This is a genomic window from Arthrospira sp. PCC 9901, from assembly GCF_059013425.1.
In genome coordinates this window covers 1,547,509-1,573,820 of record NZ_CP102296.1, presented here as the reverse complement: position 1 = coordinate 1,573,820, position 26,312 = coordinate 1,547,509, and the positions used below count along the sequence as shown (strand labels likewise).

Sequence of the window (26,312 nt, the reverse complement as noted above, 5' to 3'; positions counted from 1 at the left end):
TTGTTTCGTTTGTTCTTCTAGTAATCAATGATCAAGTTGGAGATCGGATAGTTGGTGCGCGCGCCGGTGGAGCGGGGAAGAAAACCACCACCATCGCGATCGCGCAACCATCCTAATCTCTAGTTACCTTTGCTCTTCGCAATGATAGTTTCTGCCACACTCCGAGGCACCTCTTCATAATGGCTAAACTCCATCGAGAAGACCCCCCGGCCTTGAGTTTTCGAGCGGATATCCGTAGCATAGCCAAACATAGTCGCCAGAGGAACCTTAGCCACTACCTTGGCAATGGATTGTGTCTGATCAGTTTCCTGACCCTCAATTTGACCACGGCGGGAGTTTAGATCCCCGATGACATTCCCAATGAAATCCTCGGGAACTTCCACCTCAACCTTCATCATCGGCTCCAACAGCACAGGTGAGGCTTTGGTGACACCATTTTTAATCGCCATGGAACCGGCAATCTTAAAGGCCATTTCCGAGGAATCAACGTCATGGTAGGAACCATCCACCAGGGTGGCTTTGACATCGATGAGCGGATAACCAGCAATCACACCGGATTCGCAGGCTTCCTTCATCCCCTGTTCCGCCGGATTAATATATTCCCTGGGAACAGAACCCCCAACAATCTTGGAGACAAATTCAAATCCACTTCCCGGCTCACCCGGTTCCAATTCGATCACAACGTGGCCATACTGACCCTTACCACCACTCTGTCGGATGAACTTTCCTTCCGTGCGAACTGACTTACGGATAGTTTCACGGTAAGCCACCTGGGGAGCACCAATGTTAGCTTCCACCTTAAACTCTCGTAACATCCGGTCTACCAGAATTTCCAGGTGTAGTTCACCCATTCCAGCAATTACCGTTTGGTTAGTCTCCGAGTCAATTGATACCCGGAAAGTCGGATCTTCCTCAGATAACGATTGCAAAGCCTTGGAGAGTTTCTCCATATCCTGTTTGGTTTTGGGTTCGACCGCCACCGAAATCACCGGCTCTGGGATATATAAAGATTCGAGGATAATCGGGTTAGCTTCATCACAGATTGTATCCCCAGTCAGGGTATCCTTGAGACCTAAAGCAGCTCCCAAGTCCCCCGCTCGGAGTTCTTCTACCTCAATGCGTTCATCAGACTTGAGAACGATCAAGCGAGAAATCCGCTCTTTCTTGTTCTTAGTGGCATTGTAGATGTAACTTCCTTTCTGGAGAACACCGGAATAGACCCGCACAAAAGTTAAACGTCCATAAGGATCAGCCATCACTTTGAACGCTAAAGCTGATAGCGGTGCATCATCATCCGCATAGCGAACCTCCTCTTCACCGTCGGGTAATATCCCTTTGATGGGAGGCACTTCTGTGGGAGCCGGAAGATAGTCTACCACAGCATCCAGAAGCCTTTGAACCCCTCGGTTTTTGAAAGAAGAACCACAAATTACCGGAACAATCAAACCTTTAATTGTCCCCTGACGTAAGCTATGACGAATTTCTTCTTCTGTGAGAGCTTCCCCACCTTCCAAATGCTCGAGATATTTCTCCATCAAAGCCTCATCCGTTTCGGCTACAGCTTCTAGGAGTTTTTCCCGATACTCGGCCACCACATCTTGGACTTCCTCTGGAATCTCATCACTGATTTGGATATCAGTTCCCAGGTCATTGGTGTATAGATAAGTCTTCATCGCGACTATATCTACCAAGCCGTGAAAGTCACTCTCACGACCTACGGGAACCTGGATCGGTACTGCATTAGCTCGCAAGCGATCGCGGATTTGACCATAGACCTTAAAAAAGTCCGCCCCGGTGCGATCCATTTTATTAATGAATGCAATTCGGGGAACCTGATAGCGTTCAGCCTGCCGCCAAACCGTTTCTGACTGAGGCTGTACGCCACCGACAGAACAGAAAACTGCAATCACCCCATCAAGAACCCGCATAGACCGTTCTACTTCAATGGTGAAGTCAACGTGACCAGGAGTATCAATGATGTTAATGCGATGATCTAGCCAACTGGTACTAATGGCGGCAGCCGTGATGGTAATACCACGCTCCCGCTCTTGAGCCATCCAGTCCGTTACAGCAGTTCCTTCATGAACCTCGCCCATTTTGTGAACCACACCCGAATAGAATAGAATCCTCTCCGTAGTGGTTGTCTTGCCCGCATCGATATGGGCTGCGATGCCGATATTACGTACTCTCTCAAGCGGGATGGTACGTGCCACAGCTACCTCCTTTTTTAAACCTTTATTAAGATTTTATACGTTTCTGGAACTGACTGCTAATCCAATATTCTAATACCGATAATGGGCGAAGGCTTTGTTGGCTTCTGCCATCCGGTGCGTTTCTTCCCGCTTCCGAACTGCACTCCCGGTTTCATTGGCTGCATCCATCAGTTCTGATGCTAGTCTACTAGCCATCGATCGCCCTGAACGAGTCCTCGAAAAGTGAATCAACCAGCGCAAAGCTAAGGTGGTTCCCCTTTCGGAACGCACTTCCATGGGAACTTGATAAGTCGCTCCTCCCACCCGGCGAGCCTTAACTTCTACCAAAGGAGTCGCATTTCTCACGGCTTTTTCAAACAGTTCTAGCGGATCAGAGCCTGTCCGTTCCTCAATGGTCGCCAAAGCATCATAAACAATGTTGTGAGCCACAGATTTTTTGCCGTGTCTCATGATGCGACGCACCATCATGCTCACTAAGCGACTGTTATACCTAGAATCAGGAGGAACCGGACGTTTTTGAACAACTCTACGACGAGACATACTAATTTTCCTTCAACACAATCTCAAGTTCATGCCGGGCCAGCAATACTTACAATAACCCATGTCAACCAGACCCGCCCCTAAAATTAGGCTGCCAAAATTTGGGTTAATTCATACTCCGGTCCTAAGCCTTCGGGCGTTTGGCTCCGTATTTAGAACGACCATTACGACGATCTTTGACCCCGGCTGTGTCCAATGTCCCACGAATTATGTGATATCGAACGCCTGGTAAGTCTTTCACCCGACCGCCTCTAATCATTACCACAGAGTGTTCTTGTAAGTTATGACCAATACCCGGTATATATGCTGTCACTTCAAATCCTGAAGTCAGGCGCACCCTTGCTACTTTGCGAAGTGCTGAATTCGGTTTTTTAGGTGTTGTAGTATAAACACGAGTACAAACCCCACGACGTTGCGGACAACTTTTCAGGGCTGGAGACTTGGTTTTTTTATCAGTCTTTTCTCGTGCAGAACGAATTAGTTGCTGTATAGTGGGCATGAGTTACGACATAATCTATGAATTCGTCAATTTTAGGGGTTGCGGTATCTCCACTGAAATAGCCCTCCCCGATTTGGGGATGGGATTTTCCTTTCTATCTATAAGTTAGATTCTGATACCCAAAACTTTATTTTAAACGATCTAACTGCTTTTGGCAAACTTTTTTTGGAAATACGGAAGCGAATCGGACGCAACTCCCTAATATCAGGACTTGCGGACAAAAGAGTGACCACAACTACAGGTCTTGGCTGCATTAGGATTATCGAACCGGAAGCCTCCCCCCATGAGATCCTCTGAATAGTCTAGGGTCAATCCCTCCAGGTAGGGAGCGCTGTGGCTATCAATCACTATCTTAATCGAACCACACTGATAAACACCATCGTTGGTTGTGGCTGATGCTTCCAAACTGAAGGTATAAACCCAATCACAACACCCCCCAGACTTAACTCCTAGTCGAAACAATAGGTTGGAGTCATTCTTCCTAGACTGTTGGCGTAAAACTTCATTAGTGGCAGATTGGGTTAGATGAATCATACTTCAGAGATAACCGATAACTGAGGCTCGACCATAAGCACCCTTGATTTTTGGTCAAGCCGTAATTATACAGCTACAGGAGACAACTACACAAATACATTAAGTCAATTCAGGCAATCAACACTGATAGAATGAGGAATTCCTGGAGGTTAGCGGCTGCGGGAGTAGTCATCCTGAAAACGAACAATGTCATCTTCCCCTAAATACTCTCCATTCTGAACCTCAATCAAAACCAGAGGTATCACGCCGGGATTTTCCAGGCGGTGGGTTGTACATTGAGGCACATAAGTCGATTGATTAGAAAATAGTACCTCTTCACGATCGCCACAGGTAACTTTAGCAGTACCGGAAACCACAATCCAGTGTTCACTGCGATGATGGTGCATTTGTAAGCTAAGGCGATGGCCTGGGTTTACCTCAATGCGTTTAATTTTGTAGCCAGGTCCTTCTTCTAATACGGTAAAAGAACCCCAAGGCCGCAACTCAGTGGCTGAAGGCAATTGGGGAATGGTGGTGGTGAGTGGGGGTGCAACTTGAGGATTTTCTTTGATGGCTACCATAGCAATCTGTCCTTGAAACATTTAGGATAAATTTGGCACTAGCTCAGGGTTTTAGATGCTCGAGGTTCGAGCCTGTACATTGAGCCTTGATTCCTACAAACCACCATAGCAAACAGATTAGGGAAGATGTCACCCGGTTTGCCTCAGAATGCGGTGATAGCTACCAAATTTTATCAAAACTTTACGGTAGCCACCCATAGCTTTACATACAAGTCATAGTTTTTAAGGGGATAAGAACACACCCAGGGCATTGTGAATAGGGGCGGCGGTTTGAGGAGGGCGATCGAGTAGATACCCACCTAAATAGAGACCAGTGGAACTACCACCGTCCAAATTGAGAGCATCAGTAGCCCCCAACTGTTTCATTAACTCTGCTAATTCAGCCAGAGAGGGTCCAGGACCACCAAGACGAGGATGGACTACGACTAATAAAAGCGATACTCCTGGGGAGTCGCTGCCCGATCGCCCTCTGGTGTTAGTTTTCAGACCGACGGCACTGCGGATAGCCCTTTGAGTATTAAAAGCATCACTAAAGTTTTCGGCCCTAGCATCTAGGACTACTTGGTTGCCCCGGAGTAACAGAGGACCAGCCCCCAGAATATGGGGATATTCAGCAAAATCGGGCGGATTAGTTTCATCAACCAGTTGCACGGGTAGGGGTTGGTGTTCTGTCTGGGTGCTAGGGGGACAAACCAACCCGATACACTGGGTTTGATCTATGCCGAGGGCTAAAGCTATTTCGGGTTCATTTCGCAGAATTAGTAAATAGCCATCGTCGGGAATAGGGACGGCGGAAAAGTTAATGGAGTCGAGGACTTGGTAACTAATAATGGTTTCGCCTTGAACAGTGATAGCAATTTCTCTGGGAGTAAAAGGGCTATAGGTGCTTCCCCAGTCAGAAGTATAGCGAGATAGTCCCCGTTGAATAAAGGCACTATTGAGGCGCGCGAGGGGGATAGGTTCACGACGGTCGGGGAACAAGGTTTGTGAAAGTTCGAGGCGCGCGATCAAAAATTGGTTTTGGTCTGTCCAAGCGATCGCCCCCCGGTTGAGAATCGGGCCAGAGAGCCAGCGATTTTGATGTCTGATGGCTCCCAGGGGATATTGATTATTGCGATTGAAAAATCCGCCATTGATGGCAGCGGCGGCTCTGGTGCTACTAGCGACATGAACCAAGGGACTGACACCGGAGCGAGATCCTTGTCGGCTAAGAATCGGTTGTAGGGAAATTCCCTGGTTATTTAAGTCTATTTCTAACCAAACGACTGGGAACCTAGCCGACTCGCGGCCAGTAGAGTTTGAGGGTGGGGGTGTAAATAGCCTCTGGTGGCTATTAAGATCGATATATTTTTGTTGCCAGCGCAGTCCCTCAGCCCAAACGATATTGCGATCGCGCCAAAAATCGGGGCGAATTTCGATGTTAATTTCCGGTAGCACGGCACTAGAGGTGATCACAGGCTGCCACCCGGTGGGAGTGCTGAAAATCAGGCGAGTCTGCTGGTTCTGGGAATCTACCCATAACCCCATTAAATTTGTCCAGAGATCTGATGAACTCTCGGAGGGGGTGAGAGATTGGATATTATTACCAGGTAAAATTACGGAACCGAGTAGCTGGCGCGAGCCGCTACTATTGGAGAGGTGAGGCGATGTAGCCTCCAAGGGAATTGACCACCATACCAAAGGCGGTAATTCCTGGGGTGGTGGGGGTGAAGGTTGCCTATCCCCTTCATCTTCTAAGTTGGTTACCTCTGTTGGCTCAGGTTCTGGTTCTGGTTGTGGGGACGGTGGTTTAAGTAACTCTTGCAGAGGGGGGGGAAGATCAGATATATCGAGGTTTTGGGGAGATATGCTGCGCCCGATGATACTAGGAGTTTGCCAAGATGCTGGGTTGGTGAGTCTAACGACAAAACGGCGACAGAAATTTTCCGAGTTGCGTCCTGGCGGGTTGACGAGTGTTGTGGTGGGGAGGTCAGATAATTCTTGAACCCGTCCGGCGGTTCTGTCACCAGTCGTTTCCCCCAAAGAAGCTAGGGCGACTGTGTAAGGGGGGATGCCGAAATCAGCCCCGCTCAACACCGGATCCGAGGGGCGGGTGTGGGGAGTTGGCTGATTTTTCCCGTGGGATATGTTGCACCCGCCCCTACAAGCACCCGCCACGGGAAGACAGATATTATCTTCAATGAAATCAGCCTGCACTGATTCAATAGTGCTAGGGGGGGTGACAATTTCGAGACGGTTTCCCTGGATCTGAATTTGCCAATTTTCCCTGGCTGCCAGTTCGCTAATATCTAGGTATCGGTAGCCAGATTGATATTGTGTAGGCACGTTATGGGAAAATGCAAACCAACTAATGGGCTGTTGTTGGTGGTTATCGGTATCAAGGAGTTCGACTCCCATGGAGTGCATTAAGCCCAAATCGCTAATACCAATAGCAAGGCGGTCTGGTATGCGAGAATCTTGCCACTCTAGCCAATTAACTGGCAAATTTTTTCCGTTGATGGCAATCTCGGTTCCTGATTGAATAGGTTTTGATACAATGGTATACCCCAGCCGCTAATGCCACACCCCCGCCGACCCCCCCAGTGGGAGTGCTAAGGGCGGGAGAGGACAACAACCAGAAAAAAGCAGCCAAATTTACAGAAAATCGGGATGAGTTAAACATGAAATCAAAATGTAATCAGATTTAAACTTTTGGGAGTCAAGACCAAAAATCGCGTGTATCCTAGGTAATTATGAGCTATAGCTTGGAATAGGGTACAGGCGGGTTCACAAACAATGGGCGTGGAAATAGAGTCGCGCGTAAGAACCCGCCCCTCGATGCGAAAATTTCGGAGTAAATCAACACGGAGTGCGTCACAATAACGCTTTTGGTTGGTGTTTCTCGTAGCCGGTCGGATGTGACGCACCCTGCGAATCTTGGCTACATAATAATACCTAAGGGCATTTCACGGACAACGGACACCAGACAGCAATTTCCCTAGCAAAACCCATTGATCGAGACATGGATAGAAAAGAAACCAATTTCAACCCCCATCAACCCCCTACCCTGAAAGTTCGCCGGTTATCTAACCAGGGAAATAGCCTGGGTACACCCTACGCGGGTCCTCGGTGGCTGGTGGAAGAAAGAGATGCTTGTGGCGTTGGGTTCATTGCAGACCTAAACGGAAAAGCCAACCATAGCATAATTGAGAAAGCCTTAAAAGCCCTAGGCTGTCTGGAACACAGGGGAGGATGTAGTGCCGATTACGACTCTGGGGACGGAGCCGGAGTGATGACTACTATTCCCTGGAAAATACTGCAAGCGGAAGGATATGGGGTCAGTCCAGAGGGTGACTATGGAGTAGGAATGATATTTCTACCCCAGGCGGGTTCTTCAGGGAATGGTTCCCCCAATCAGGAGGTTGCGGAAGCGGACGGTAAACAACAGTTAGCCCGCGATACGATCGCCAAAGTTCTGGAGTCGGAAAACCTGAACCTGATAGGTTGGCGAGTGGTTCCGGTGCGCCCGGAAGTCCTCGGACCAATGGCGGCAGCTAACCAACCCTGCATTGAACAGCTTATTGTTAGCTCAAAAAAAGGTCTGGTGGGAGACGACCTAGAACGTCAATTATATCTAGCACGCCGCCAGTGTGGGGTAGCCCTAGAAAAAGAGGGCTTAGTCTGGGGACAGGATATCTACATTTGCTCCTGGTCTTGTCGGACTATTGTTTACAAGGGTATGGTGCGATCGGCGGTGTTGGGTGAGTTTTACCGTGATTTACAAAATCCCGACTATGAAAGTCAATTTGCGGTGTATCATAGGCGCTTCAGCACTAATACTATGCCACGCTGGCCTCTCGCTCAACCGATGCGGTTACTGGGGCATAACGGGGAAATTAACACGCTTCTGGGTAACATTAACTGGATGCGTGCGCGGGAAGGTATCCTCTCTCATCCGGTTTGGGGCGATCGCCTTTGGGACCTGAAACCCTTTGTGGATGCCAATAACAGCGATTCGGCTAACCTCGACAACGTGATGGAACTCCTGGTGCGGACAGGACGGGAACCTTCGGAGTCTTTGATGATTATGGTTCCAGAAGCCTACCAAAATCAGCCGCTGCTGAAAGACTATCCAGAAATTACGGACTTCTACGAATTCCACAGCGGAGTACAAGAACCCTGGGATGGTCCGGCTTTGCTAGTATTTAGCGATGGTAAACAGGTGGGAGCCTGCTTAGACCGCAATGGACTCAGACCCGCTCGCTACTGCATCACCAAAGGGGGTTTGATTATTGTCGGCTCGGAAGCGGGAGTAGTACAAGTTGACGAGTCGGAAATTCTGGAAAAAGGTCGCCTGGGACCCGGACAAACTATCGCGGTGAACTTGGAGGAGTCGGAAATCCTCAAAAACTGGGATATTAAACGGAAAGTGGCGGCGAAATGCAACTATGGGGAATGGCTGCGAAAATACCGCTACGATTTGGAGCCTCAACCTTTTGTGGGGACAGAAAATCCTCTTCTTCCTGACCTGGCTATCCAAAAAGCCTTTGGTTACGGTTCGGAAGATGTGGAAATGGTGATTGCGGATATGGCGAGTTTGGGGAAAGAACCGACTTTCTGTATGGGAGATGATATCCCCCTGGCGGTGATTTCGGAACAACCTCACCTGCTATATGACTATTTTAAACAGCGCTTTGCTCAGGTGACTAACCCGGCTATTGACCCCCTACGGGAGCGCATTGTCATGTCCCTACAAATGCGCTTGGGAGAACGCGGAAACCTCCTAGACCCTAAACCGGAAGATGCGCGGATGCTAAAAATATCATCCCCAGTCCTCAATGAGGCGGAACTGCAAAAACTGGCGGACTCTGGTTTAAAGGCGGTCACTCTGTCTACTCTGTATCCGGTGGCAACGGGACCGGACGGGTTGCGGTTGGCGGTGGAGGCTCTGTGCGAAAAAGCGATCGCCGCAGTGGCTCAGGGGGCGAAAATCTTGATTCTCAGCGATCGCAACTCGGAGAGCCAATCGCCTTTGAATGGGGAAAATACCTATATCCCTCCTCTGTTGGCTGTGGGGGCTGTCCATCACCATCTGATTGAGTCGGGAGACCGCTTGAAATGCTCGTTGGTGGTGAACACTGCCCAATGTTGGAGTACCCATCATTTTGCCTGTTTAATCGGCTATGGTGCGTCTGCTGTCTGCCCCTATTTGGCTTTGGCGACGGTGCGACAGTGGTGGTCGGAACCCAAAACTCAGATGGCGATGGAAAAAGGGAAAATGCCACCTTTGAGCATGGTTCAGGCTCAGGAAAACTATCGCGCGGCGGTGGAAGGGGGACTGTTAAAGATTCTCTCGAAAATGGGGATTTCTCTACTGTCTTCTTACCAAGGAGCCCAAATTTTTGAGGCGATCGGTATCGGGGAAGACCTGTTGAATTTGGGCTTCAAGGGGACGACTTCTCGGATTGGAGGGTTGACTGTGGCGGAGTTGGCTATGGAGGTCAGCCAGTTTCACGCTAAGGCTTTCCCGGAAATGCAAGGCAAAAAGCTGGAAAACTACGGCTTTGTGAATTATTTTAAACGGGGAGAATATCACGGCAATAGCCCGGAATTGGCGAAGTTACTGCATCAGGCGGTACGCGGTGAGGGTGCAGACCATTACACGACTTACCAGGCTTACCTGAAAGACAGCCCAGTGGCGGCGCTGCGAGATTTACTGGATTTCCAAAGCGATCGCTCTCCCATCTCTATTGATGAGGTAGAACCGATTACCGATATTGTCAAGCGCTTCTGTACTGGGGGAATGTCTTTGGGGGCGCTGTCGCCAGAGGCTCACGAAACTTTGGCGATCGCCATGAACCGTCTAGGCGGCAAGTCAAATTCTGGGGAAGGTGGCGAAGACCCCGCCCGGTTTAAGCCTTTATCTGATGTCGGGGATGATGGCATTTCTCCCAGTCGCCCATATTTGCGAGGCTTAAAAAATGGGGATAGTTGCTCCTCGGCGATTAAACAGGTGGCTTCTGGTCGCTTTGGGGTAACACCAGAGTATCTGATGAATGCCCAGTCCATCGAGATTAAAGTCGCTCAAGGGGCGAAACCCGGTGAGGGGGGACAGTTACCCGGCAAGAAAGTTAGCCCCTATATCGCCATGTTGCGACGGTCTAAACCTGGTGTCACGCTTATCTCTCCGCCGCCTCATCATGATATCTACTCCATCGAGGATTTGGCACAGTTGATTTTTGACTTGCATCAGATTAATCCTAATGCTCAGGTGTCGGTGAAACTGGTAGCCGAAATTGGTATTGGTACTATTGCGGCTGGGGTGGCTAAGGCTAATGCGGACTATATCCAGATTTCGGGTCATGATGGCGGCACCGGAGCCTCGCCTTTGTCTTCCATTAAACACGCCGGAACACCCTGGGAGTTGGGTTTAACGGAGGTGCATCGGGTACTGATGGAAAATAAATTGCGCGATCGTGTTCGCCTACGGGTTGATGGTGGTCTCAAGTCCGGCTGGGATGTGGTCATGGGCGCTCTCATGGGAGCCGAAGAGTTTGGCTTTGGTACGATCGCCATGATTTCCGAAGGCTGTATCATGGCTCGGATTTGTCACACCAATGGTTGTCCGGTGGGGGTCACTACTCAGCGGGAGGAGTTGCGTAAACGCTTCCCAGGAACTCCTGACCATGTGGTTAATTTCTTCCATTTTGTCGCATCAGAGGTGCGGGAGTTGTTGGCTATGCTGGGTTACCGTTCCCTCACTGATTTGATGGGGCGATCGGACCTCCTAAAAATGCGCGATTTACCTCTGGCGAAAACCAAAGGATTGGATTTAGGGGTGTTGATGCAGCCTCCCGTCGCTCCGGGTAATGATTGGTTGAATCATGAACCTGTACACAGCAATGGTCCCGTGTTGGATGACAGGCTTTTGGCTGATCAAGAAATCTCTGATGCCATTTCCCATCAGTACAAGGTTGCCAAAACTGTGGATATTGTCAATACCGATCGCACTGTGGGCGCTCGCATTGCTGGGAAAATTGCCTCTATGTACGGCAATAGTGGCTTCTCTGGGGAAATTGCCCTCACCTTTAATGGTTCAGCAGGTCAGAGTTTTGGCGCGTTTAACCTACCCGGCATGATTTTAACCCTCAATGGCGAGGCTAATGATTATGTGGGTAAGGGTATGCACGGCGGCGAGTTGATTGTTAAGCCCAGTGATGACTCGACTCTGGACTCTGGGGAAAATGTGATTATTGGCAATACTTGTCTATATGGAGCCACCGGAGGCACTCTGTTCGCACGGGGACAAGCGGGTGAGCGTTTCGCTGTTCGTAATTCTATGGGACAAGCAGTTATTGAAGGCGCAGGCGACCATTGCTGCGAGTATATGACTGGTGGTGTGGTTGTGGTCCTCGGTAAGGTCGGCCGTAACGTCGGGGCTGGAATGACTGGCGGTATTGCTTATTTCCTTGACCTGGATGGATCTTTCCCCGATTGTGTGAATGGGGAAATTGTCCGCATTCAACGGGTAGCGACCAGTCAAGGTGAGGCTCAGTTGCGGGGATTGATTCAAGACCATAGCGATCGCACTGGTAGCAAGGTGGCAGCTTCGATTTTGGCTAATTGGTCTGAGTTCCTACCTAAATTCTGGCAAGTGGTTCCCCCTTCTGAGGAAAATACGCCGGAGGTTTCCTCGGCAGCTAGTAATCAAAAGGTTGCGGTGTAGGGCAGGTGCGACACGGTTCGGCTGTGCCTTAAAAAGCGATCGTCTGGGGGCGGGTTCCGGTAGTTGACGGGTTTTTCCGCTGGCTGATCTAGCACCCGCCCCTACCAGCTTTTTCTGTTGGGTTTCACCCAACAGAAGGTGAGAGATGGTGTTTTTGGGTTGAGACCTGCAACGGAACCTCCCGCGTGGGTCGCACCCTACGACTACGGGAAAGAGGCGGGTAGGGGGGAAAGCTTTGTAGGTTGGGTGAAACCCAACAGAAGGCTTTGTAGGTTAGGTGAAACCCAACAGCAGGTGAGAGATGGTGTTTTTGGGTTGAGACCTGCAACGGAACCTCCCGCGTGGGTCGCACCCTACGACTACGGGAAAGAGGCGGGTAGGGGGGAAAGATTTAATACTACTGCGGAAAAGGCGATCGCCCTGGGGAGTCGTTGGGCGATCGCGCAGCCTGGGGGAAGCCAGGATCGCATTAAGTGAAGTCTTTATGAATTTCGTCAATGGCTTCCTGAAGAGCATTTGAATGAATCCAACCGACAAAACCACCAAAAATCATATTGCCACTTTTGTCTGCAATGAATACATGATCGACACCTACAGGATTTTTCCAGGTTTTCACCACTGAACCATCACCAAGTTTAAATCTTGGTATGGCACGATTGAAATCTCGATGGTGTGCTGGAGTCATTCCTGGCACTTCGTTCAAAATGTTTATAACTCGCTTCAAGATATTGGATGTTGATCTTTGACTCTCAGTTTTCTGTCTAGCATTCTGTGAACTATCTTCAGGAGTTCGATACTCATTGTGTTCGCAATAATCTTTGAGAATTTCATATGACTCATTAATCCGCTGTAACTGTAGATGAGCACGTTGCTGTAAATTGGAATTGCTATCAAACCGATCTGGATGCCAAATCTGAACAAGTTCCTTATAAGAGGCTTTAATTTCTTCTAAGGAAGCGCCTGGCTCCAGCTCAAGAACCGCTAAGTGTTTATGAAGATCTTGGTTATTCATATTTCCTGATAAGTCTCTCGCGAATTTACTTCCCATGCCATTCCTCACTGATAAGCAGGCTTTGTAGGTTGGGTTTCACCCAACAGAAGGCTTTGTAGGTTAGGTGAAACCCAACAGCAGGTGAGAGATGGTGTTTTTGGGTTGAGACCTGCAACGGAACCTCCCGCGTGGGTCGCACCCTACGACTACGGGAAAGAGGCGGGTAGGGGGGAAAGATTTAATACTACTGCGGAAAAGGCGATCGCCCTCGGAAGCAGCCAGTATCGCCTCTTTTCCCAAACCTTTAGCCATCATCCCTTATGTTACTTTGTAGGTATCCTTCATAGGACTTTCACCAATCCTATAAACGGGAATCGACGCTAACTTTATTTTACCCGTCCCCAATTTTAGTGTCGATTATTCCAGTATATAACGTATAAAATAGCCAACACCTGTAAGGGAATTAAGGCAAGATTACCGCGTATCCATACCGGAAACGAAAAACTGGAAAAAGCTATAAAGTACAGGAGGCTGATTCCTGTCAATCCAGTTAATAAAATCGCCTTTCTCTTAATCAACATTTTTGATAAAGTGCCGGAAATATAATCAGAAAAAATCAGTAATATTCAGATTATACTGATTTTTGAATTTTACCAGTCTATAGACGTTAAAACCATCCTTTTTTATTGAGCATATAAGTCTGCAAAAACTCTTCATCACTTTTAGTCAAATAAATAATTCCTTCTATCAAACCAATTACCCCTACAACTACTGCTGCTACTCCACAAGTAAACAGGGTTGACAACAGCATAATTAACCCCTCTGTATTATACCCTAAAACGAACTTGTGAATCCCCAATCCACCCAAAAGAATTCCCAAAACTCCAGCAGCAACTTTCTTACTATTGGCTTCCTGTAATGTAGGTTCTGACATCTATGTTAACCCCTAACTCATTTTCTTTTAGACTAGCCCCAATTGGGATCATCTCAGGAAAATTATAGAATTAATTTATATTTGTTTAATTTTTGTTTACATTAAGCAATTATTTGTGACATTACCCAGGTTAGATGAAAGCCTGGTTTAGGGTGAGTTCCCCGGTTGTGAAGAAAACAGCCAAGCGAATCCCATGATAACCGAATAAGACGATCATAAACCATCCTAGCAACCCGATCTTATGCTTGAATAACCAATCATGCAAGGAACTAGACAAATAACGACGGGTTAAAATTTCAATACATAAATGAATAGTGAGCAATAAAAAACCCACAAAAATGCCGATTCCCAATCCATGATAGGAGAGAGATTCTCTGAGGTTTCCCCTAGCAATTTCTACAAAAGCACGAGTCATCCCACAGCTAGGACAAGGAATACCCGTCGCTGATAAAATCAGGCATTTCCACCCAAAACTAGCAGAAGTATGTCCTAATAAATAAGCACCGACAAGGGGAGAAGAGACACAAGACAAGCTAAAATAGCGCCATTGTAAGGCTTGAGTAGATAATTTTTGGGAAGATAACTGAAATCGCATTATACTTCAGACCTGAGCAAACCCAAAACTGCCGATCAGAGAATGTCCTGACATACTGATCAAAGTATATCATAGTGCTAGTCTTTTGATGAGGTTGGCGATTGTACAGATGTGAAGGTGGCAAAAGATGAGAATAATTACATCAACCAATCATCGCTACGACTAAACTTTGTCGCTTGGGTTTCACCCAAAAGCAGGCTTTGTAGGCTTTGTCGCTTGGGTTTCACCCAACAGCAGGCTTTGTAGGTTAGGTGAAACCCAACAGCAGGGTTTGTCGCTTGGGTTTCACCCAACAGCAGCTTTGTAGGTTGGGTGAAACCCAACAGAAGGTGAGAGATGGTGTTTTTGGGTTGGGACACCCAACAGAATTTTCCGCGTGGGTCGCAACCCCTAGTTAGTTGGTTTTCCCGATAGTTGTTGGCGCACCCTACAGCGCCCACACGGACAGAGGTAAGCCCCGACCAAACCGACCACCCTGAACAGAGCCCACAAACACGGGGACTGAGACAACCCACCAGCACCCACAGGGACGAACAGTGATAACCCCGCCGCCAAACGCCTCGGAAGACACGGCACGCCCGAAGGAGACAGCGGCGCGACGAGAGGAAAACCAGACCACACCAACCCAGCGAGAGAAGGACCGGGAAGAAGGACGCACGCCCACGAAGGAAGCACCAGCCCCGGAAGCCCATAAAACAACGGACCCAGGAGAAGGAGCCAAACCAGAAACAGAAGCGGGAGAAGTCCCCCAATACCAAGACACGGACACAGAAGCGAGAAGCTCCATAAACAATAACCAAACGCAATCAATAATTAATGAGGTGGGTATGGGTGAGTGAAAGATTTTCAAGGGATGATTAGGCTTCTTTGAAAAATCGGATAATTTCTCTCACGTTATTGAGAATTTTACCATCTTCTGTAATTTGCGCGATCGCCTTTTCGGCTGTACGCGAAAGGCGCTCATGTTCCGATTGGTTGGTGGCTTTGAGAGTTTGCATATCGGCGGCTAAACGGGTGATTTCATTTTGACAAAAAGCTAATTTTTGGTTTTGTTGGGATGCCCAAGAATTGGATTTATTCGGGTCGAGACTTTTCTTGGTGACCTCTAATAAAGCCTCCAAAACTTCTACTCTATTTCTCAATTCTACTACATCCTCGCGGGGATAAGAAAACTCCCGACGTACCATTGATAAACGGGTTACTAAGTATTGATAACCTCGGAGAGAGGGACGTAAAATGGTTAGTAATAATGCGGCTACAGAGCCGATATATCCCACTACACTAATTCCCGCCCATGATAACGATAAAAGCACGATCGCACTAGCTATATGTAAGGCGATCGCCACCCACAAAGAACGACTGACTAATTTATGCACATAAGAACGCTGACTGGGTTCAATCCGAATCCCTTTTTTGTCGGACTCCGCCGCCTCGGCGAGAACTTCCTTAGCATCAAAGTGTATATTCCAAGGAACAGTTACTATTAACAATAGCCACCAAAAGGTAATGCCACCGATAATCCAATCCACAAAACTACCACTGGGAATATTTAGCCACTGAAGTATGGAAAAAGTCAGCAATAAAAGCAAAACAAATCCAGCGGTAAAAAAACCGAAATTAAATGGTAACTTCATACTTAAAAGCCCTCAAGTCCAAAATTTTCACACTGCGGGACATTCCCCAAGACCAGGTAGAGTATAATCTCTCAGGGGTGGTAATCATTATTATGCAGAAGGTGTTAACCTATATGGCGATCGCTGTGACAGTCTGACAACCGGCTAATGGTACTATTGAATCAGAGAATCAGAGACTTTACGCAGTATATGTGACTAGGTGTACAGTAGAGAGAAACCATGACCAAATTCACGGGAAAAGTGTATTTAGTAGGGGCGGGATTAGGAAATGTAGCTTATTTGACTGTCAAAGCCTATCAGTTAGTGAAGCAGGCTGAAGTCCTAGTTTATGATGCCCTAGTTGACCAGTCAATTTTACCCATAATTTCGCCCCATTGTCTGAAAGTATATGTGGGAAAGCGGGGTAGCCAAGTCACCACCCCCCAAACCGAAATTAATCGTTTATTAGTCAAATATTGTCAACAGGGAAAACTGGTGGTGCGACTCAAGGGCGGCGATCCATTTATCTTTGGTCGCGCTAGTACGGAAATTCAAGCCTTAATTGCTGCTAAGTGTGAATTTGAGGTGGTTCCAGGTATTTCCTCAGCATTGGCCGCCCCCCTACTGGCTGGTATTCCTGTCACCGATACAGTCATGAGTCGGTGTTTTGCAGTCATGACAGCCCATGAACCGGAAGCCCTAAATTGGGCGAGTTTATCGGAACTGGAAACTTTAGTTATTCTCATGGCGGCGCGAAATTTACCTGTGATTGTACACCAACTTAGACAACATGGGCGATCGCCTGAAACTCCCATAGCTATTATTAAAAATGGCGGTCGCTTTAATCAAAAGGTAATCGTTGGCACGTTAAATGATATTGTAGATAAAACATCACGAGAATCTTTATCTCCCAGTGTCATAGTTGTGGGGAATGTGGTGCAACTGCAAACCTATCTACAGCCTCGCCAAAACCACTCAATAATTATGCTGAGTCCATTACTTAATCACACCATTTTAGTCACCCGTTCCTCGGAACAATCCAACGAGTTTCGCAGTTTGCTGGAACAAAAAGGGGCTGAAGTCCTAGAAATGCCTACGCTAATTATCACGCCTCCTTCTACTTGGGAACCCCTGGATAAAGCGATCGCTTTTTATGATACATCAAAGCCTTTTGACTGGCTATTACTCACTTCTGCCAACGCTGTCTCATTCTTTTGTGAAAGACTCATGGCTAGTGGGAAAGATACCCGCATTTTAGCCAATACAAAAATTGCTGTTGTCGGCAAAAAAACCGCCATGGTATTGCGAAAATGGGGACTAAATCCTGATTTTATCCCCCCGGATTTTATCGCTGATTCCCTAGTGGAAAACTTCCCCGAATCAGTCAGCGGAAAACGTCTATTATTCCCCAGAGTGGAAACAGGAGGGCGGGAGATATTAGTGAAAGAATTAACCCAAGCAGGGGCGGAAGTAGTAGAAGTTCCCGCCTATGAGTCCGCTTGTCCAGATACCATCGATCCTAATATTCAATTAGCTTTAGAAAATGGTACAATTGATATTGCCACCTTTACCAGTTCCAAGACTGTCAAAAATTTCTGTAAACTCCTAGAAGGCTTTGCGGGTGATTCCTGGCGAGATTTACTCACCGGAGTAGCGATCGCCTCTATAGGTCCCCAGACCTCCCAGACCTGCCAAACTCTCCTAGGAAAGGTCGATATTGAAGCCCAAGAATATACCCTAGAAGGACTCACTCAGGCTATCATAGATAAAACCTAGCCAGGAAGTCCGAGGCTGTAGCGGAACCCGATAAAACTAGAATTTAACCCTTTGTTTCCCGTAACTACCCCGAACAAACTTGATGGAGTTTACGTCAGATTACCATAGACTAACTAATTAAATTTTAGGGATATAACCATGTTCAACTTGGGTCTTTCTCGCTTTGATTCCCTGACAACCATTTTAACCGGAATGGCAACAACTGCCGCCCTGGTCATAACTTGTCAAGTCGCCCTAGCTGCTAAAAGCGCCCAGCAAGTCGCAGAAATCGCCGCACCCATTACAGTTCAAATTAATAGCGCCCTCGGAGACGGTTCTGGGGTAATTATTGCTAGACAAGATAATATATATACAGTGCTGACCGTTAATCATGTAGTACAAGCAACTGATGTCGCCTACAGTATCCGCACCCATGATGGTCAAAGTCACCCGGTCACCAGTGTTACTAGGCTACAGACTACTAAGGATGAACCCGATTTAGCAGTAGTAAGATTTGAAAGTACCCAGGAATACCCGATCGCCACTTTAGCCGATTCCGAACAGGTAGTGATTGGGGTTCAGATTTATGTCTATGCTTATCCCGCTACTGGGGGGTTAACCGGCGCGGCACGGGAACCAGAACTCTCCCCTGGATTGGTCACCAGTCGCCCCAAAAATCGCCCAGAAGGCTATAATTTGCGGTATCAGGCTGTTACTTGGAGTGGTATGAGTGGGGGTCCAGTATTTGATTCTCAAGGCCGTGTGGTGGGTTTACACGGTCAAGGTGAGTTTGGATTTGCTCAAACTCGTTCTGGAGATGTTACCCCCATTAAAACAGGGTTTAATGCTGCCGTTCCCATTAATTTGTTTCTGGAACAGCTATCACAAGCTCAGTTAAGTCCTAATGATTTACAAATCGATTCGGACACGCTAGAAGCCTCTCCTGTGTCGTTGGATACTCCCCAAAATGCGGAAACCTACTACTTTCGCGGATTGAGTTGGTTGGATCGCGGTTATGCGTGGGAGGCGATCGCTGATTTTAACCGAGCCTTAGAATTGAATCCTAATTCCCCAGAAACCTATTTTAATTTGGGATTAGCGCGGACACTATTGGTGCTTAATGAACCTACCCGTGGCCCCAATCCCGTTCTTGATTATACTAGGGCGATCGAGCTTAATCCCGGTTTTGCTGATGCCTATTATAATCGTGCCCTCAGTCATATCCGTCGTCAAGAATTTGAGGAAGCCTTAGCTGACTTTCGCCAAGCCGCAGAACTTTATCAACAACTGGGACGTTCAGATTCTCATCAGGATGCCTTACAGCGTATCCGCGAACTTGAGGAAATGGCACAATAACAGTTGAGGCTTTAGGGTGTAAAGTGTGTTTGGGGTGTACAAAAAGCAGCTATCCTGACCTAAAACAAGGGAAACAGAGATGATGGCCCCTAATCCTCAGCACACTTTTTAATTTTCCCCCGTTTCTTGATTGACTAATGACCCAACCAGTTATTCTCTGTGTCGATGATGAACCTATGATTTTGGACACTCTGAGGCGACTGCTTCGGAGAACATTGGGCGGAAAATATCGGTTTGAATGTGCTGGGAGTGGCAGTGAAGGCATTAAATTAGCCCAAGAATTGATTGAAGCTGGGGAAGAATTGGCGGTAGTCATTTCTGATTATATGATGCCGGGTTTGCGGGGAGATGAGGTGTTAAAAGCCATTCATCATTTATCCCCCAATACTATGAATATTATGCTGACAGGTCATGCTGATATTGATGGGGTATTTAATGCTATTCAATATGCTAAACTTTATCGCTATATTTCTAAGCCTTGGGAAAATGAAGATTTGACTTTAACCATTACTGAAGCGATTAACAGTTTCCAGCAACAAAAACAACTCACTGACCAAAATTTTCAGCTTCAGGAAATGAACCGCGCCTTAGAATTACTCACCCAAGACCAAGCCAATTTGATTGAGTCTTTGGGTAAGACTGAACGCAAATATCGCAGTATCTTTGAAAATGCTCTGGAAGGGATTTTTCAAATTTCCCCTGATGGAAAGTTTATTAATGCTAATCCCACTTTGGCTAAGATTTATGGCTATGAGTCCCCCAAGGAACTCATGTCCTCTATAACTGATGTCCAAAAACAGTTATATGTTCAACCAAATCGTTGGGATGAATTATTAGAAACTTTGCATCAGCGCCACGAAATATCTAAGTTTGAATCTCAGGTTTATAATCGTGATGGTGAGATTATTTGGATTTCTGAAAGTGCCAGAATTGTTAATGATGAAAATGGTGATATTCTCTATTATCAAGGGTTTGTTGAAGATATCACGGAACGCAAACGCGCTGAAGCAGAATTAGAACGTTTTACCTCGGAATTATTTGAACTCAACCAGTCCTTTTTCCGCTTTGTTCCTCACCAATTTCTACAATATCTCGGTAAAGATAGTATTGTTGATGTTCAACTGGGGGATAATGTTCAACGGGAAATGTCGGTTTTATTTGCTGATATTCGCGATTTTACTAGCCTCTCGGAACAAATGACCCCAGAGGATAATTTTAAGTTTATTAATGCTTATTTATCCCATGTAGAACCGGCGATCGCCGAATATCGAGGCTTTGTTGATAAGTACATTGGTGATGAAATTATGGCCCTCTTTAGCCAGAGCGCCGATGATGCTCTGCGAGCCGGAATTAGAATGCTTGACCTACTCGCAGAATACAACAAAACTCGACGGCGTACCGACCCCACCAAACCTACCTATCGTCCTCCTATTGAAATTGGTATTGGTATTAATACCGGAAAATTGATGTTGGGAACTGTGGGGGGAAAATCTCGCATGGATGGTACTGTAATTGGTGATGCGGTTAATCTGGCTTCCCGTTTGGAAGGATTAACTAAAAATTATGGGGTGTCTCTGTTAATCTCTCACTATACCTTTGTCCGACTTAACCATATTAATGAATATGGTATCCGCCTTATTGATCATGTTCAGGTTAAGGGTAAATTAGAAATGGTTTCTGTGTTTGAGGTCTTTGATGCTGACCCCCCCGACTTGCGCGCCGGAAAACAAGCCACAAAAACTATGTTTGAGCGAGGATTATTACACTATTATTTAGGCGAGATTTCTGAGGCGATCGCACTTTTTGAATCCTGTTTAGAACGGAACCCCGAAGATAAGGTCGCTCAGATTTATTTAACCCGCTGTAAGGGTGATATTTAGCTGGCGAAACTAATTAACTCACCCCTTGACTCGGGTTAGGTAATCTGCTACAATTACCTCACTTTTTAGCCCAACCCGGTGCTTTTATGGCTGATTGTAAGATAAAAGCGGCTAGGTTATCAATTTCTGCATCGTCAAGCCAATTTTCGGGAATTTCCCGACACCAGTAGTTAGTATCACTACCATCATAGCTGACAGGATGCCTCATATAAGCCACTAAATCTTTGATGGTATCCCTCGGAGGGGTGGCTCCCTTCAGGTCTTCCAGAGACAGGGAAACCGTCGGATAGGGAATAGTTACACCACCAGCGTGACAGTTCAAACAACTATCCGTAAACAAGACTTTTCCCGCTGATAGATCCTCCACCGAAAAGGTCTGGGTTCCACCTTGGCGATCGCTCTGTATTTCCACAGGTTGATCAGTCAGATATCTTAACACATAGGGGTCAACATTTTGAGCTTGAACCGGGAAACTAAAAATCAGCCATCCTACTATATTGGTGATAAATAAGAGCAGTAGAGAGCGCAAAAAACTGTTACGAAACATGGAAATTTGACGTATTTAATATCAGCAGTTAAATCGGAGACTTTAGATTTTAGCTCCGCTGATTATCCTAGATAATTCGCGGACTTTAGTGGTTACAATTTCAGAGTAGTTAGTAACCCTTCTTAGTAGCCACCAAAAACCAAAACCTAAAGTCAGAAACTTAGTTAGGTGAATCTTTCAGGCGGAAAGATTAACGGAGGTATTTACCACCACCCCACTGTTCACCGCGAACCTTGGGTTGTAAGAGAATGTAAGCGGCTACATTATAGAGATCATCTTCTGATAGGTTTCTCATCTTGGGAAAAATGTCTGCACTTTTCAGGCTAGGATGCAGTTCGTATATCTCGATGAAGCCATCATAGGTGGTGGGATTTTTGACATAATCAACCAGAGCCGCAATGTTATCGCGGGGGGGAGTAGCCAAAGCCAGGGCTTCAGGACTCAAGTTAACATCAGGGTTGGTTTTAGTCACACCCAGCGCATGACACTGAGCGCAGGCGGCGTTAAATACCTGTTGGCCTTTTTTGATTTCTTTGAGACTCAAGACAGCAGTATCGCCTTGAGCATTGATGGGAAGGGTTCTCAATTCTTCAGTCAATTCCAAAGCGTTTGCATTACCCACCCACATTTGAAAGGTGAAGAATACAGTGGCAACAGCCAACCAAATGTACCTTTTTAGCATGGTTCTCCTTAACTTTTAGATGATTATAGAACGTACCAAAGCAACAACTCAATCGGCAATATTGAGCAGTTGTGATCCTGGTTTTTAGCGATTCTGTCTCAGAAGTCTTATCTCAATAGTCCTGTGTTAAATGATCTTTGTCAATCGTTGGATCTACGATTCTGAATCACTTGTGGCCTCAATGGCGGAGAGAATTGCTTTGACATCCTCAACTATACGGGTTTGGGGATGTTGGTAGGCAATTACTAGGCGATCGCCAAGTTTAAGCACCTGTGCGATCGCCAAATGGTAGTCGCAGGCCATTTCAGCCCTAGACAAATCCGCAAAAACCGATGACAATTAGTCAAAACCGACATCACCCACCAATTATATGCAGTAGTGGGTACTATCCAATCACTGATTTAGAGATTATCGATGCTGTTGGGTTTCCTCAGAATGATGGACATGGCTGCGGGAGTTAGAGTCGGACAATTTTACAAAGGGTCTTCCGGTAGGCTGTGGTGGTCGGTGCAGTTTAATCAATTGGGTGAGGGTTTTTTTGAGCTGAGTGCGAGGGACGATCGCATCAATAAACCCATGAGCCATCAGATATTCAGAAGTTTGAAAATCATCAGGTAGTTTTTCTCGCAAGGTTTGCTCAATTACCCGACGACCCGCAAAACCAATAGTTGCCTGGGGTTCAGCTAGAATTAGATCACCGAGCATGGCAAAACTAGCCGTCACCCCTCCAGTAGTAGGATTGGTTAGTACAGGGATATACAAAAGTTTATTCTCTCGATGTCGTTCCAAAGCCGCCGAGATTTTCGCCATTTGCATGAGGCTTAACATTCCTTCCTGCATTCTAGCCCCTCCGGAAGCACAGATAATCACTACCGGGTATTGATGCTCAGTCCCATATTCAATCATCCGGGTGAGTTTTTCTCCCACCACCGACCCCATACTACCCCCCATAAATCGAAAATCCATCACCCCAAGGGCGATCGATTCCCCATTTAATAAACCCGTCCCCGTTTGTACAGCATCAATTTGACCTGTTTTCTCCCGGTATTCTCGCAGACGATCGCTGTAGGGTTTGCGATCGCGGAAATTCAGCGGATCTACTGAACACAGATTAGCAGCAATGGGCTGCCAGGTATTTTCATCAATCAGTTGTTTAATGCGATCGTCACTGTAAACCCTCATGTGATGGTCACATTGCAGACACACCATAAGATTCGCCTGTAAGTCTTTGGTGTAGGTTAATGCACCGCATTTTTCACATTTGACCCACAAACCATCGGCAATTTCTCGCTCTTGGCGATCGGGACTAATGGGAACTGATTTTTGTCGATTTGCAAACCAGTCAAATAGAGACATTAATTAAAATACGTTCTGATGTTTGATTGAGGAAATGATTTATTGAGCCTCCTCTGGCTCCTCGTCCACCGGACTAAGCAGCAGTAGTGCTGTCCACAAATGTTCCGATGGTACTTGCAATTTAGCCGGACCCCCCACCCCCATATATGACCCAACTCCTAGGCTAATTACCCGTGCTGGAATATCATGGGAGGCGAGGACCTGTTGCATTAACTCGGCTTCCCAGCGCATAGCAGTGGTTTTTAGTGTAATCCAAGACACGATCATTATATATCTCTAGGATAGGCACAAAGCCCGATGCACTTTACCTCAGATAACTGGGAAAAATAACTCCATATACATAGATACTATTATCTCACCCCACAGGGCAGTTATACCAGCGGCGATCGCTAAAAAAGGACCAAATGGCATGGGTTGGCGGCGGTCTAATATGCCCACAGCCATGGCTCCTGCGCCGATAAAGGCTCCTAAACCACAGGCGATGAAACTTGCGACCAATAGCATCTTCCACCCCAACCAAGCCCCCATAAGAGCCGCTAATTTAGCATCTCCCGCCCCCATAGCGGTCTGTCCAAAAGCCATGGACCCCAAAAAGGCGATCGCTTCAAATAACCATAATCCTAGCACCGCCCCCAAAACACCCACCATTAACTGGTCTATCACCCCAGCCGTTTTTAATCCCAGTAACCCTTGAAAGCACAACCCCACCACTAAACCTGACTGGGTGAGAGGGTTAGGAAGGGTTAAGGTATCTATATCAATTAGAGATAACGCCACCAACCAAGCTAATAGCGCCCACAAGCCAAACAGTTGTACTATAGTCCCTGGCATGATGGTTACATATACCAGCAAGAACAATACACCCATTAACCCTTCTACTAGAGGGTAGCGCATAGATATCGGTGCATGGCAATGGCCACATTTCCCCCGCAACCACAACCACCCGAAAACTGGGATATTTTCACTTAAACCCAAACGGGTATGACAATGGGGACATCGTGAGGGAGGATACCACACCGACAGACCAGCGGGGACTCGATACACAATGACATTTAAAAAGCTACCTATGGAAGCGCCTAGGGCAAATATAATCAAGTAAGCTGGTAGATCAACTAAAATCTCCATATTGGACTCTCACCTTTCACGGGGGTTTCACACGCGGTTCCTACCCTGGGCTAAAATAACTCTAATTCTATCTGGTCAAAGGGGATAAAACATTCTCCCGGAAGCAAAACAGGTTTGGGGGAGAAAAGCAGTAAACTTCGATAGCTGCGGAGATGAATGGCTACACCGGACGGACGGCGCATTCGTTTGGCGTGTACTTCTGAATAAGCATGATACACCCGTCGGGCTATCCTCAGTAGTTGGGGATCTTGTATCCGCGACTCTTGGTTAAGGGGTAAGTCCGGGTTTTTCGGCGGGGTTAACGGGTTTTTTAACTCTGAGTTTGAGGTATAAACCACAAAGACAATTCCCCAAGGGTTAATTAACACACCTGTTTAGATGCTACACTAAAAGCTACCACAACAACTCAAGAATTTCGGTAAATTGCCCTACAACATACTAAAACTATGCCAGATAGACCCAATCTTCTCGCCTTGGACTTTGATGGTGTTCTCTGTGATGGCTTGCTGGAGTATTTTCAGACGGCTTGGCGTACATATCTCGAAGTTTGGTCGCCTCCTGAGTCTACCCCACCGGATGATTTACCCCCTAGATTCTACTGCACTAGACCTGTGATTGAAACGGGTTGGGAAATGCCTCTTTTGATCAGGGCTTTGGTTTTGGGGTGGACTGAATCTGAGATTCTCAGCGATTGGCATAGTATATCACGTCAACTGCTGGAACAAGAACATTTGTCACCGGAAGTTCTTGGCCCTCGACTTGATCAAATTCGCGATGAGTGGATCGCCACAGACCTACCAGGGTGGTTGGCTTTACATGGCTTTTATCCGGGGGTATGCGATCGCCTTCGGGTTATTCTTGAGCAGGACATGATAGAATTACGCATAATTACTACTAAGGAAGAACGATTTGTGCGATCGCTTCTCGGACAACAGGGAATTATTCTCGGTCCGGGTATGATTTTTGGGAAAGGACACAAACAGCCTAAGCACCAAACTCTACGGGATCTCATGACTCTTTCTGATCCTAGTCCGGTGATCTGGTTCGTTGAAGACAGAATGAAAACTTTGTTGTCTGTACAAGCTCAAACAGACCTACAACAGGTTAAACTGTTTTTGGCTGACTGGGGCTACAATACCCCCATAGAGCGACGTTTGGTGGCTGAATATCCCCCTATCTGTTTATTGTCTTTGTCTCAATTTTCTCGGGATTTTGAGGCGTGGAGTTGATCAACGGGAAACCATCACTAAAATTTTCCGGTTATGGCTGACTTATTGATGGTTATATAAAAGTCTATAATAAGGCGATCGCTCAGATATTTAGCATTTGGCAAATCCGGGAATATGTCTCATGATGATTAACACCTACTTCCTAATTATACCCTATATGGCAGCCTACAGTAACTAGATGTTGGTCGCGTTATCGGG

At 46.8% G+C, this 26,312-nt stretch carries 28 protein-coding genes; 8 read left to right on the top strand and 20 right to left on the bottom strand.

Annotated elements, in window-relative coordinates; all coding sequences use genetic code 11:
* Window positions 1–119: 119 nt before the first annotated feature.
* The 6 genes from fusA to NLZ44_RS06930 form a co-directional block, all read right to left on the bottom strand.
* On the bottom strand, window positions 120–2,213 hold the full coding sequence (gene fusA, locus NLZ44_RS06955) for an elongation factor G (protein WP_493752285.1): 2,094 nt from the start codon (window positions 2,211–2,213) through the stop codon (window positions 120–122).
* Between the two features lie 69 nt (window positions 2,214–2,282).
* Window positions 2,283–2,753, bottom strand: coding sequence for a 30S ribosomal protein S7 (rpsG, locus tag NLZ44_RS06950; protein WP_006623904.1), 471 nt, complete (start codon window positions 2,751–2,753; stop codon window positions 2,283–2,285).
* Window positions 2,754–2,877: 124 nt separating this feature from the next.
* Window positions 2,878–3,252 (bottom strand): 30S ribosomal protein S12, encoded by a 375-nt coding sequence (gene rpsL / locus NLZ44_RS06945; protein ID WP_006619092.1) that lies wholly within the window; start codon window positions 3,250–3,252, stop codon window positions 2,878–2,880.
* Window positions 3,253–3,456: 204 nt separating this feature from the next.
* Window positions 3,457–3,786 carry a HesB/IscA family protein gene (locus NLZ44_RS06940; RefSeq protein ID WP_493752284.1) on the bottom strand — a complete coding sequence of 110 codons (330 nt, stop codon included), beginning with the start codon at window positions 3,784–3,786 and terminating at the stop codon, window positions 3,457–3,459.
* Between the two features lie 149 nt (window positions 3,787–3,935).
* Entirely contained in the window at window positions 3,936–4,346 is a 411-nt protein-coding gene (locus tag NLZ44_RS06935; RefSeq protein ID WP_111891928.1) for a phosphomannose isomerase type II C-terminal cupin domain, read from the bottom strand.
* Between the two features lie 222 nt (window positions 4,347–4,568).
* Window positions 4,569–6,830, bottom strand: a complete 2,262-nt coding sequence (locus NLZ44_RS06930) for a phosphodiester glycosidase family protein (protein ID WP_493752283.1) — start codon at window positions 6,828–6,830, stop codon at window positions 4,569–4,571.
* 517 nt (window positions 6,831–7,347) lie between these two features.
* Here NLZ44_RS06930 and gltB point away from each other — a divergent pair.
* Entirely contained in the window at window positions 7,348–12,051 is a 4,704-nt protein-coding gene (gltB, locus tag NLZ44_RS06925; RefSeq protein WP_493752282.1) for a glutamate synthase large subunit, read from the top strand.
* A 159-nt stretch (window positions 12,052–12,210) separates the two neighbouring features.
* The gene (locus NLZ44_RS06920; protein ID WP_493752281.1) at window positions 12,211–12,528 is read left to right on the top strand and encodes a hypothetical protein; all 318 of its coding nucleotides are present in this window, start codon (window positions 12,211–12,213) and stop codon (window positions 12,526–12,528) included.
* On the opposite strand, the gene NLZ44_RS06915 is transcribed toward NLZ44_RS06920, so the two are convergent.
* Window positions 12,521–13,063 (bottom strand): J domain-containing protein, encoded by a 543-nt coding sequence (locus NLZ44_RS06915; protein ID WP_008053559.1) that lies wholly within the window; start codon window positions 13,061–13,063, stop codon window positions 12,521–12,523. The genes NLZ44_RS06920 and NLZ44_RS06915 overlap by 8 nt on opposite strands.
* Before the next feature lie 141 nt (window positions 13,064–13,204).
* Between NLZ44_RS06915 and NLZ44_RS06910 the strand changes: the two genes are divergently transcribed.
* Window positions 13,205–13,426, top strand: coding sequence for a hypothetical protein (locus tag NLZ44_RS06910; RefSeq protein ID WP_162198548.1), 222 nt, complete (start codon window positions 13,205–13,207; stop codon window positions 13,424–13,426).
* 23 nt (window positions 13,427–13,449) lie between these two features.
* Here NLZ44_RS06910 and NLZ44_RS06905 read toward each other — a convergent pair whose 3' ends face one another.
* The 6 genes from NLZ44_RS06905 to NLZ44_RS06880 all read right to left on the bottom strand — a co-directional run bounded on the left by NLZ44_RS06905 (window position 13,450) and on the right by NLZ44_RS06880 (window position 16,205).
* The gene (locus NLZ44_RS06905; RefSeq protein ID WP_493752280.1) at window positions 13,450–13,623 is read right to left on the bottom strand and encodes a hypothetical protein; all 174 of its coding nucleotides are present in this window, start codon (window positions 13,621–13,623) and stop codon (window positions 13,450–13,452) included.
* A gap of 86 nt (window positions 13,624–13,709) precedes the next feature.
* The gene (locus NLZ44_RS06900) at window positions 13,710–13,976 is read right to left on the bottom strand and encodes a TM2 domain-containing protein (protein ID WP_008053560.1); all 267 of its coding nucleotides are present in this window, start codon (window positions 13,974–13,976) and stop codon (window positions 13,710–13,712) included.
* Window positions 13,977–14,106: 130 nt separating this feature from the next.
* Entirely contained in the window at window positions 14,107–14,571 is a 465-nt protein-coding gene (locus tag NLZ44_RS06895) for a DUF2752 domain-containing protein (RefSeq protein WP_008053561.1), read from the bottom strand.
* A gap of 137 nt (window positions 14,572–14,708) precedes the next feature.
* Window positions 14,709–14,930, bottom strand: coding sequence for a hypothetical protein (locus NLZ44_RS06890; protein WP_493752279.1), 222 nt, complete (start codon window positions 14,928–14,930; stop codon window positions 14,709–14,711).
* 68 nt (window positions 14,931–14,998) lie between these two features.
* The gene (locus NLZ44_RS06885; protein ID WP_493752278.1) at window positions 14,999–15,358 is read right to left on the bottom strand and encodes a hypothetical protein; all 360 of its coding nucleotides are present in this window, start codon (window positions 15,356–15,358) and stop codon (window positions 14,999–15,001) included.
* A gap of 70 nt (window positions 15,359–15,428) precedes the next feature.
* The gene (locus NLZ44_RS06880; RefSeq protein ID WP_493752277.1) at window positions 15,429–16,205 is read right to left on the bottom strand and encodes a hypothetical protein; all 777 of its coding nucleotides are present in this window, start codon (window positions 16,203–16,205) and stop codon (window positions 15,429–15,431) included.
* Between NLZ44_RS06880 and NLZ44_RS06875 the strand changes: the two genes are divergently transcribed.
* The 4 genes from NLZ44_RS06875 (at window position 16,193) to NLZ44_RS06860 (ending at window position 21,175) form a co-directional block, all read left to right on the top strand.
* Window positions 16,193–16,342, top strand: coding sequence for a hypothetical protein (locus NLZ44_RS06875; RefSeq protein ID WP_006623890.1), 150 nt, complete (start codon window positions 16,193–16,195; stop codon window positions 16,340–16,342). The two genes, NLZ44_RS06880 and NLZ44_RS06875, sit on opposite strands and share 13 nt — an antisense overlap.
* A gap of 82 nt (window positions 16,343–16,424) precedes the next feature.
* Window positions 16,425–17,960: a uroporphyrinogen-III C-methyltransferase gene (cobA, locus tag NLZ44_RS06870; RefSeq protein WP_493752276.1), complete on the top strand. Its 1,536-nt coding sequence runs from the start codon at window positions 16,425–16,427 to the stop codon at window positions 17,958–17,960.
* Window positions 17,961–18,098: 138 nt separating this feature from the next.
* Window positions 18,099–19,295: a S1 family peptidase gene (locus NLZ44_RS06865; RefSeq protein ID WP_006623888.1), complete on the top strand. Its 1,197-nt coding sequence runs from the start codon at window positions 18,099–18,101 to the stop codon at window positions 19,293–19,295.
* Window positions 19,296–19,432: 137 nt separating this feature from the next.
* Complete coding sequence (locus NLZ44_RS06860) at window positions 19,433–21,175, top strand: PAS domain S-box protein (RefSeq protein ID WP_493752275.1); 1,743 nt, start codon at window positions 19,433–19,435, stop codon at window positions 21,173–21,175.
* Between the two features lie 58 nt (window positions 21,176–21,233).
* Here NLZ44_RS06860 and psbV2 read toward each other — a convergent pair whose 3' ends face one another.
* The 7 genes from psbV2 to NLZ44_RS06825 form a co-directional block, all read right to left on the bottom strand.
* A complete protein-coding gene (gene psbV2, locus NLZ44_RS06855) occupies window positions 21,234–21,722 on the bottom strand; it encodes a photosystem II cytochrome PsbV2 (protein WP_006623885.1) in 489 nt (162 codons plus the stop codon).
* A gap of 190 nt (window positions 21,723–21,912) precedes the next feature.
* The gene (gene psbV, locus NLZ44_RS06850) at window positions 21,913–22,404 is read right to left on the bottom strand and encodes a photosystem II cytochrome c-550 (RefSeq protein ID WP_006623884.1); all 492 of its coding nucleotides are present in this window, start codon (window positions 22,402–22,404) and stop codon (window positions 21,913–21,915) included.
* Window positions 22,405–22,557: 153 nt separating this feature from the next.
* Window positions 22,558–22,707 carry a hypothetical protein gene (locus NLZ44_RS06845; RefSeq protein ID WP_006669797.1) on the bottom strand — a complete coding sequence of 50 codons (150 nt, stop codon included), beginning with the start codon at window positions 22,705–22,707 and terminating at the stop codon, window positions 22,558–22,560.
* Window positions 22,708–22,812: 105 nt separating this feature from the next.
* On the bottom strand, window positions 22,813–23,760 hold the full coding sequence (gene accD, locus NLZ44_RS06840; protein ID WP_006623881.1) for an acetyl-CoA carboxylase, carboxyltransferase subunit beta: 948 nt from the start codon (window positions 23,758–23,760) through the stop codon (window positions 22,813–22,815).
* Window positions 23,761–23,799: 39 nt separating this feature from the next.
* Entirely contained in the window at window positions 23,800–24,027 is a 228-nt protein-coding gene (locus tag NLZ44_RS06835; RefSeq protein WP_006669798.1) for a hypothetical protein, read from the bottom strand.
* Between the two features lie 42 nt (window positions 24,028–24,069).
* Window positions 24,070–24,885, bottom strand: a complete 816-nt coding sequence (locus NLZ44_RS06830; RefSeq protein ID WP_315640709.1) for a prepilin peptidase — start codon at window positions 24,883–24,885, stop codon at window positions 24,070–24,072.
* Window positions 24,886–24,935: 50 nt separating this feature from the next.
* Complete coding sequence (locus NLZ44_RS06825; protein WP_006623878.1) at window positions 24,936–25,253, bottom strand: hypothetical protein; 318 nt, start codon at window positions 25,251–25,253, stop codon at window positions 24,936–24,938.
* Between the two features lie 78 nt (window positions 25,254–25,331).
* Here NLZ44_RS06825 and NLZ44_RS06820 point away from each other — a divergent pair, with 78 nt between their 5' ends.
* Window positions 25,332–26,114, top strand: coding sequence for an HAD family hydrolase (locus NLZ44_RS06820; protein WP_315646853.1), 783 nt, complete (start codon window positions 25,332–25,334; stop codon window positions 26,112–26,114).
* Window positions 26,115–26,312: the final 198 nt, after the last annotated feature.

Bases quoted from the DNA above. Each gene is read 5' to 3' on its own strand.
- NLZ44_RS06900 (WP_008053560.1), bottom strand. From the start codon at position 13,976: ATGTCAGAACCTACATTACAGGAAGCCAATAGTAAGAAAGTTGCTGCT.
- gltB (WP_493752282.1), top strand. From the start codon at position 7,348: ATGGATAGAAAAGAAACCAATTTCAACCCCCATCAACCCCCTACCCTG.
- accD (WP_006623881.1), bottom strand. From the start codon at position 23,760: ATGTCTCTATTTGACTGGTTTGCAAATCGACAAAAATCAGTTCCCATT.
- NLZ44_RS06845 (WP_006669797.1), bottom strand. From the start codon at position 22,707: ATGGCCTGCGACTACCATTTGGCGATCGCACAGGTGCTTAAACTTGGC.
- NLZ44_RS06875 (WP_006623890.1), top strand. From the start codon at position 16,193: ATGGTAACTTCATACTTAAAAGCCCTCAAGTCCAAAATTTTCACACTG.
- psbV2 (WP_006623885.1), bottom strand. From the start codon at position 21,722: ATGTTTCGTAACAGTTTTTTGCGCTCTCTACTGCTCTTATTTATCACC.
- NLZ44_RS06915 (WP_008053559.1), bottom strand. From the start codon at position 13,063: ATGAATAACCAAGATCTTCATAAACACTTAGCGGTTCTTGAGCTGGAG.
- NLZ44_RS06830 (WP_315640709.1), bottom strand. From the start codon at position 24,885: ATGGAGATTTTAGTTGATCTACCAGCTTACTTGATTATATTTGCCCTA.
- NLZ44_RS06885 (WP_493752278.1), bottom strand. From the start codon at position 15,358: ATGGAGCTTCTCGCTTCTGTGTCCGTGTCTTGGTATTGGGGGACTTCT.
- NLZ44_RS06820 (WP_315646853.1), top strand. From the start codon at position 25,332: ATGCCAGATAGACCCAATCTTCTCGCCTTGGACTTTGATGGTGTTCTC.
- cobA (WP_493752276.1), top strand. From the start codon at position 16,425: ATGACCAAATTCACGGGAAAAGTGTATTTAGTAGGGGCGGGATTAGGA.
- NLZ44_RS06835 (WP_006669798.1), bottom strand. From the start codon at position 24,027: ATGATCGTGTCTTGGATTACACTAAAAACCACTGCTATGCGCTGGGAA.
- NLZ44_RS06860 (WP_493752275.1), top strand. From the start codon at position 19,433: ATGACCCAACCAGTTATTCTCTGTGTCGATGATGAACCTATGATTTTG.
- NLZ44_RS06940 (WP_493752284.1), bottom strand. From the start codon at position 3,786: ATGATTCATCTAACCCAATCTGCCACTAATGAAGTTTTACGCCAACAG.
- psbV (WP_006623884.1), bottom strand. From the start codon at position 22,404: ATGCTAAAAAGGTACATTTGGTTGGCTGTTGCCACTGTATTCTTCACC.
- NLZ44_RS06880 (WP_493752277.1), bottom strand. From the start codon at position 16,205: ATGAAGTTACCATTTAATTTCGGTTTTTTTACCGCTGGATTTGTTTTG.
- rpsG (WP_006623904.1), bottom strand. From the start codon at position 2,753: ATGTCTCGTCGTAGAGTTGTTCAAAAACGTCCGGTTCCTCCTGATTCT.
- NLZ44_RS06895 (WP_008053561.1), bottom strand. From the start codon at position 14,571: ATGCGATTTCAGTTATCTTCCCAAAAATTATCTACTCAAGCCTTACAA.
- NLZ44_RS06905 (WP_493752280.1), bottom strand. From the start codon at position 13,623: ATGTTGATTAAGAGAAAGGCGATTTTATTAACTGGATTGACAGGAATC.
- NLZ44_RS06935 (WP_111891928.1), bottom strand. From the start codon at position 4,346: ATGGTAGCCATCAAAGAAAATCCTCAAGTTGCACCCCCACTCACCACC.
- rpsL (WP_006619092.1), bottom strand. From the start codon at position 3,252: ATGCCCACTATACAGCAACTAATTCGTTCTGCACGAGAAAAGACTGAT.
- NLZ44_RS06865 (WP_006623888.1), top strand. From the start codon at position 18,099: ATGTTCAACTTGGGTCTTTCTCGCTTTGATTCCCTGACAACCATTTTA.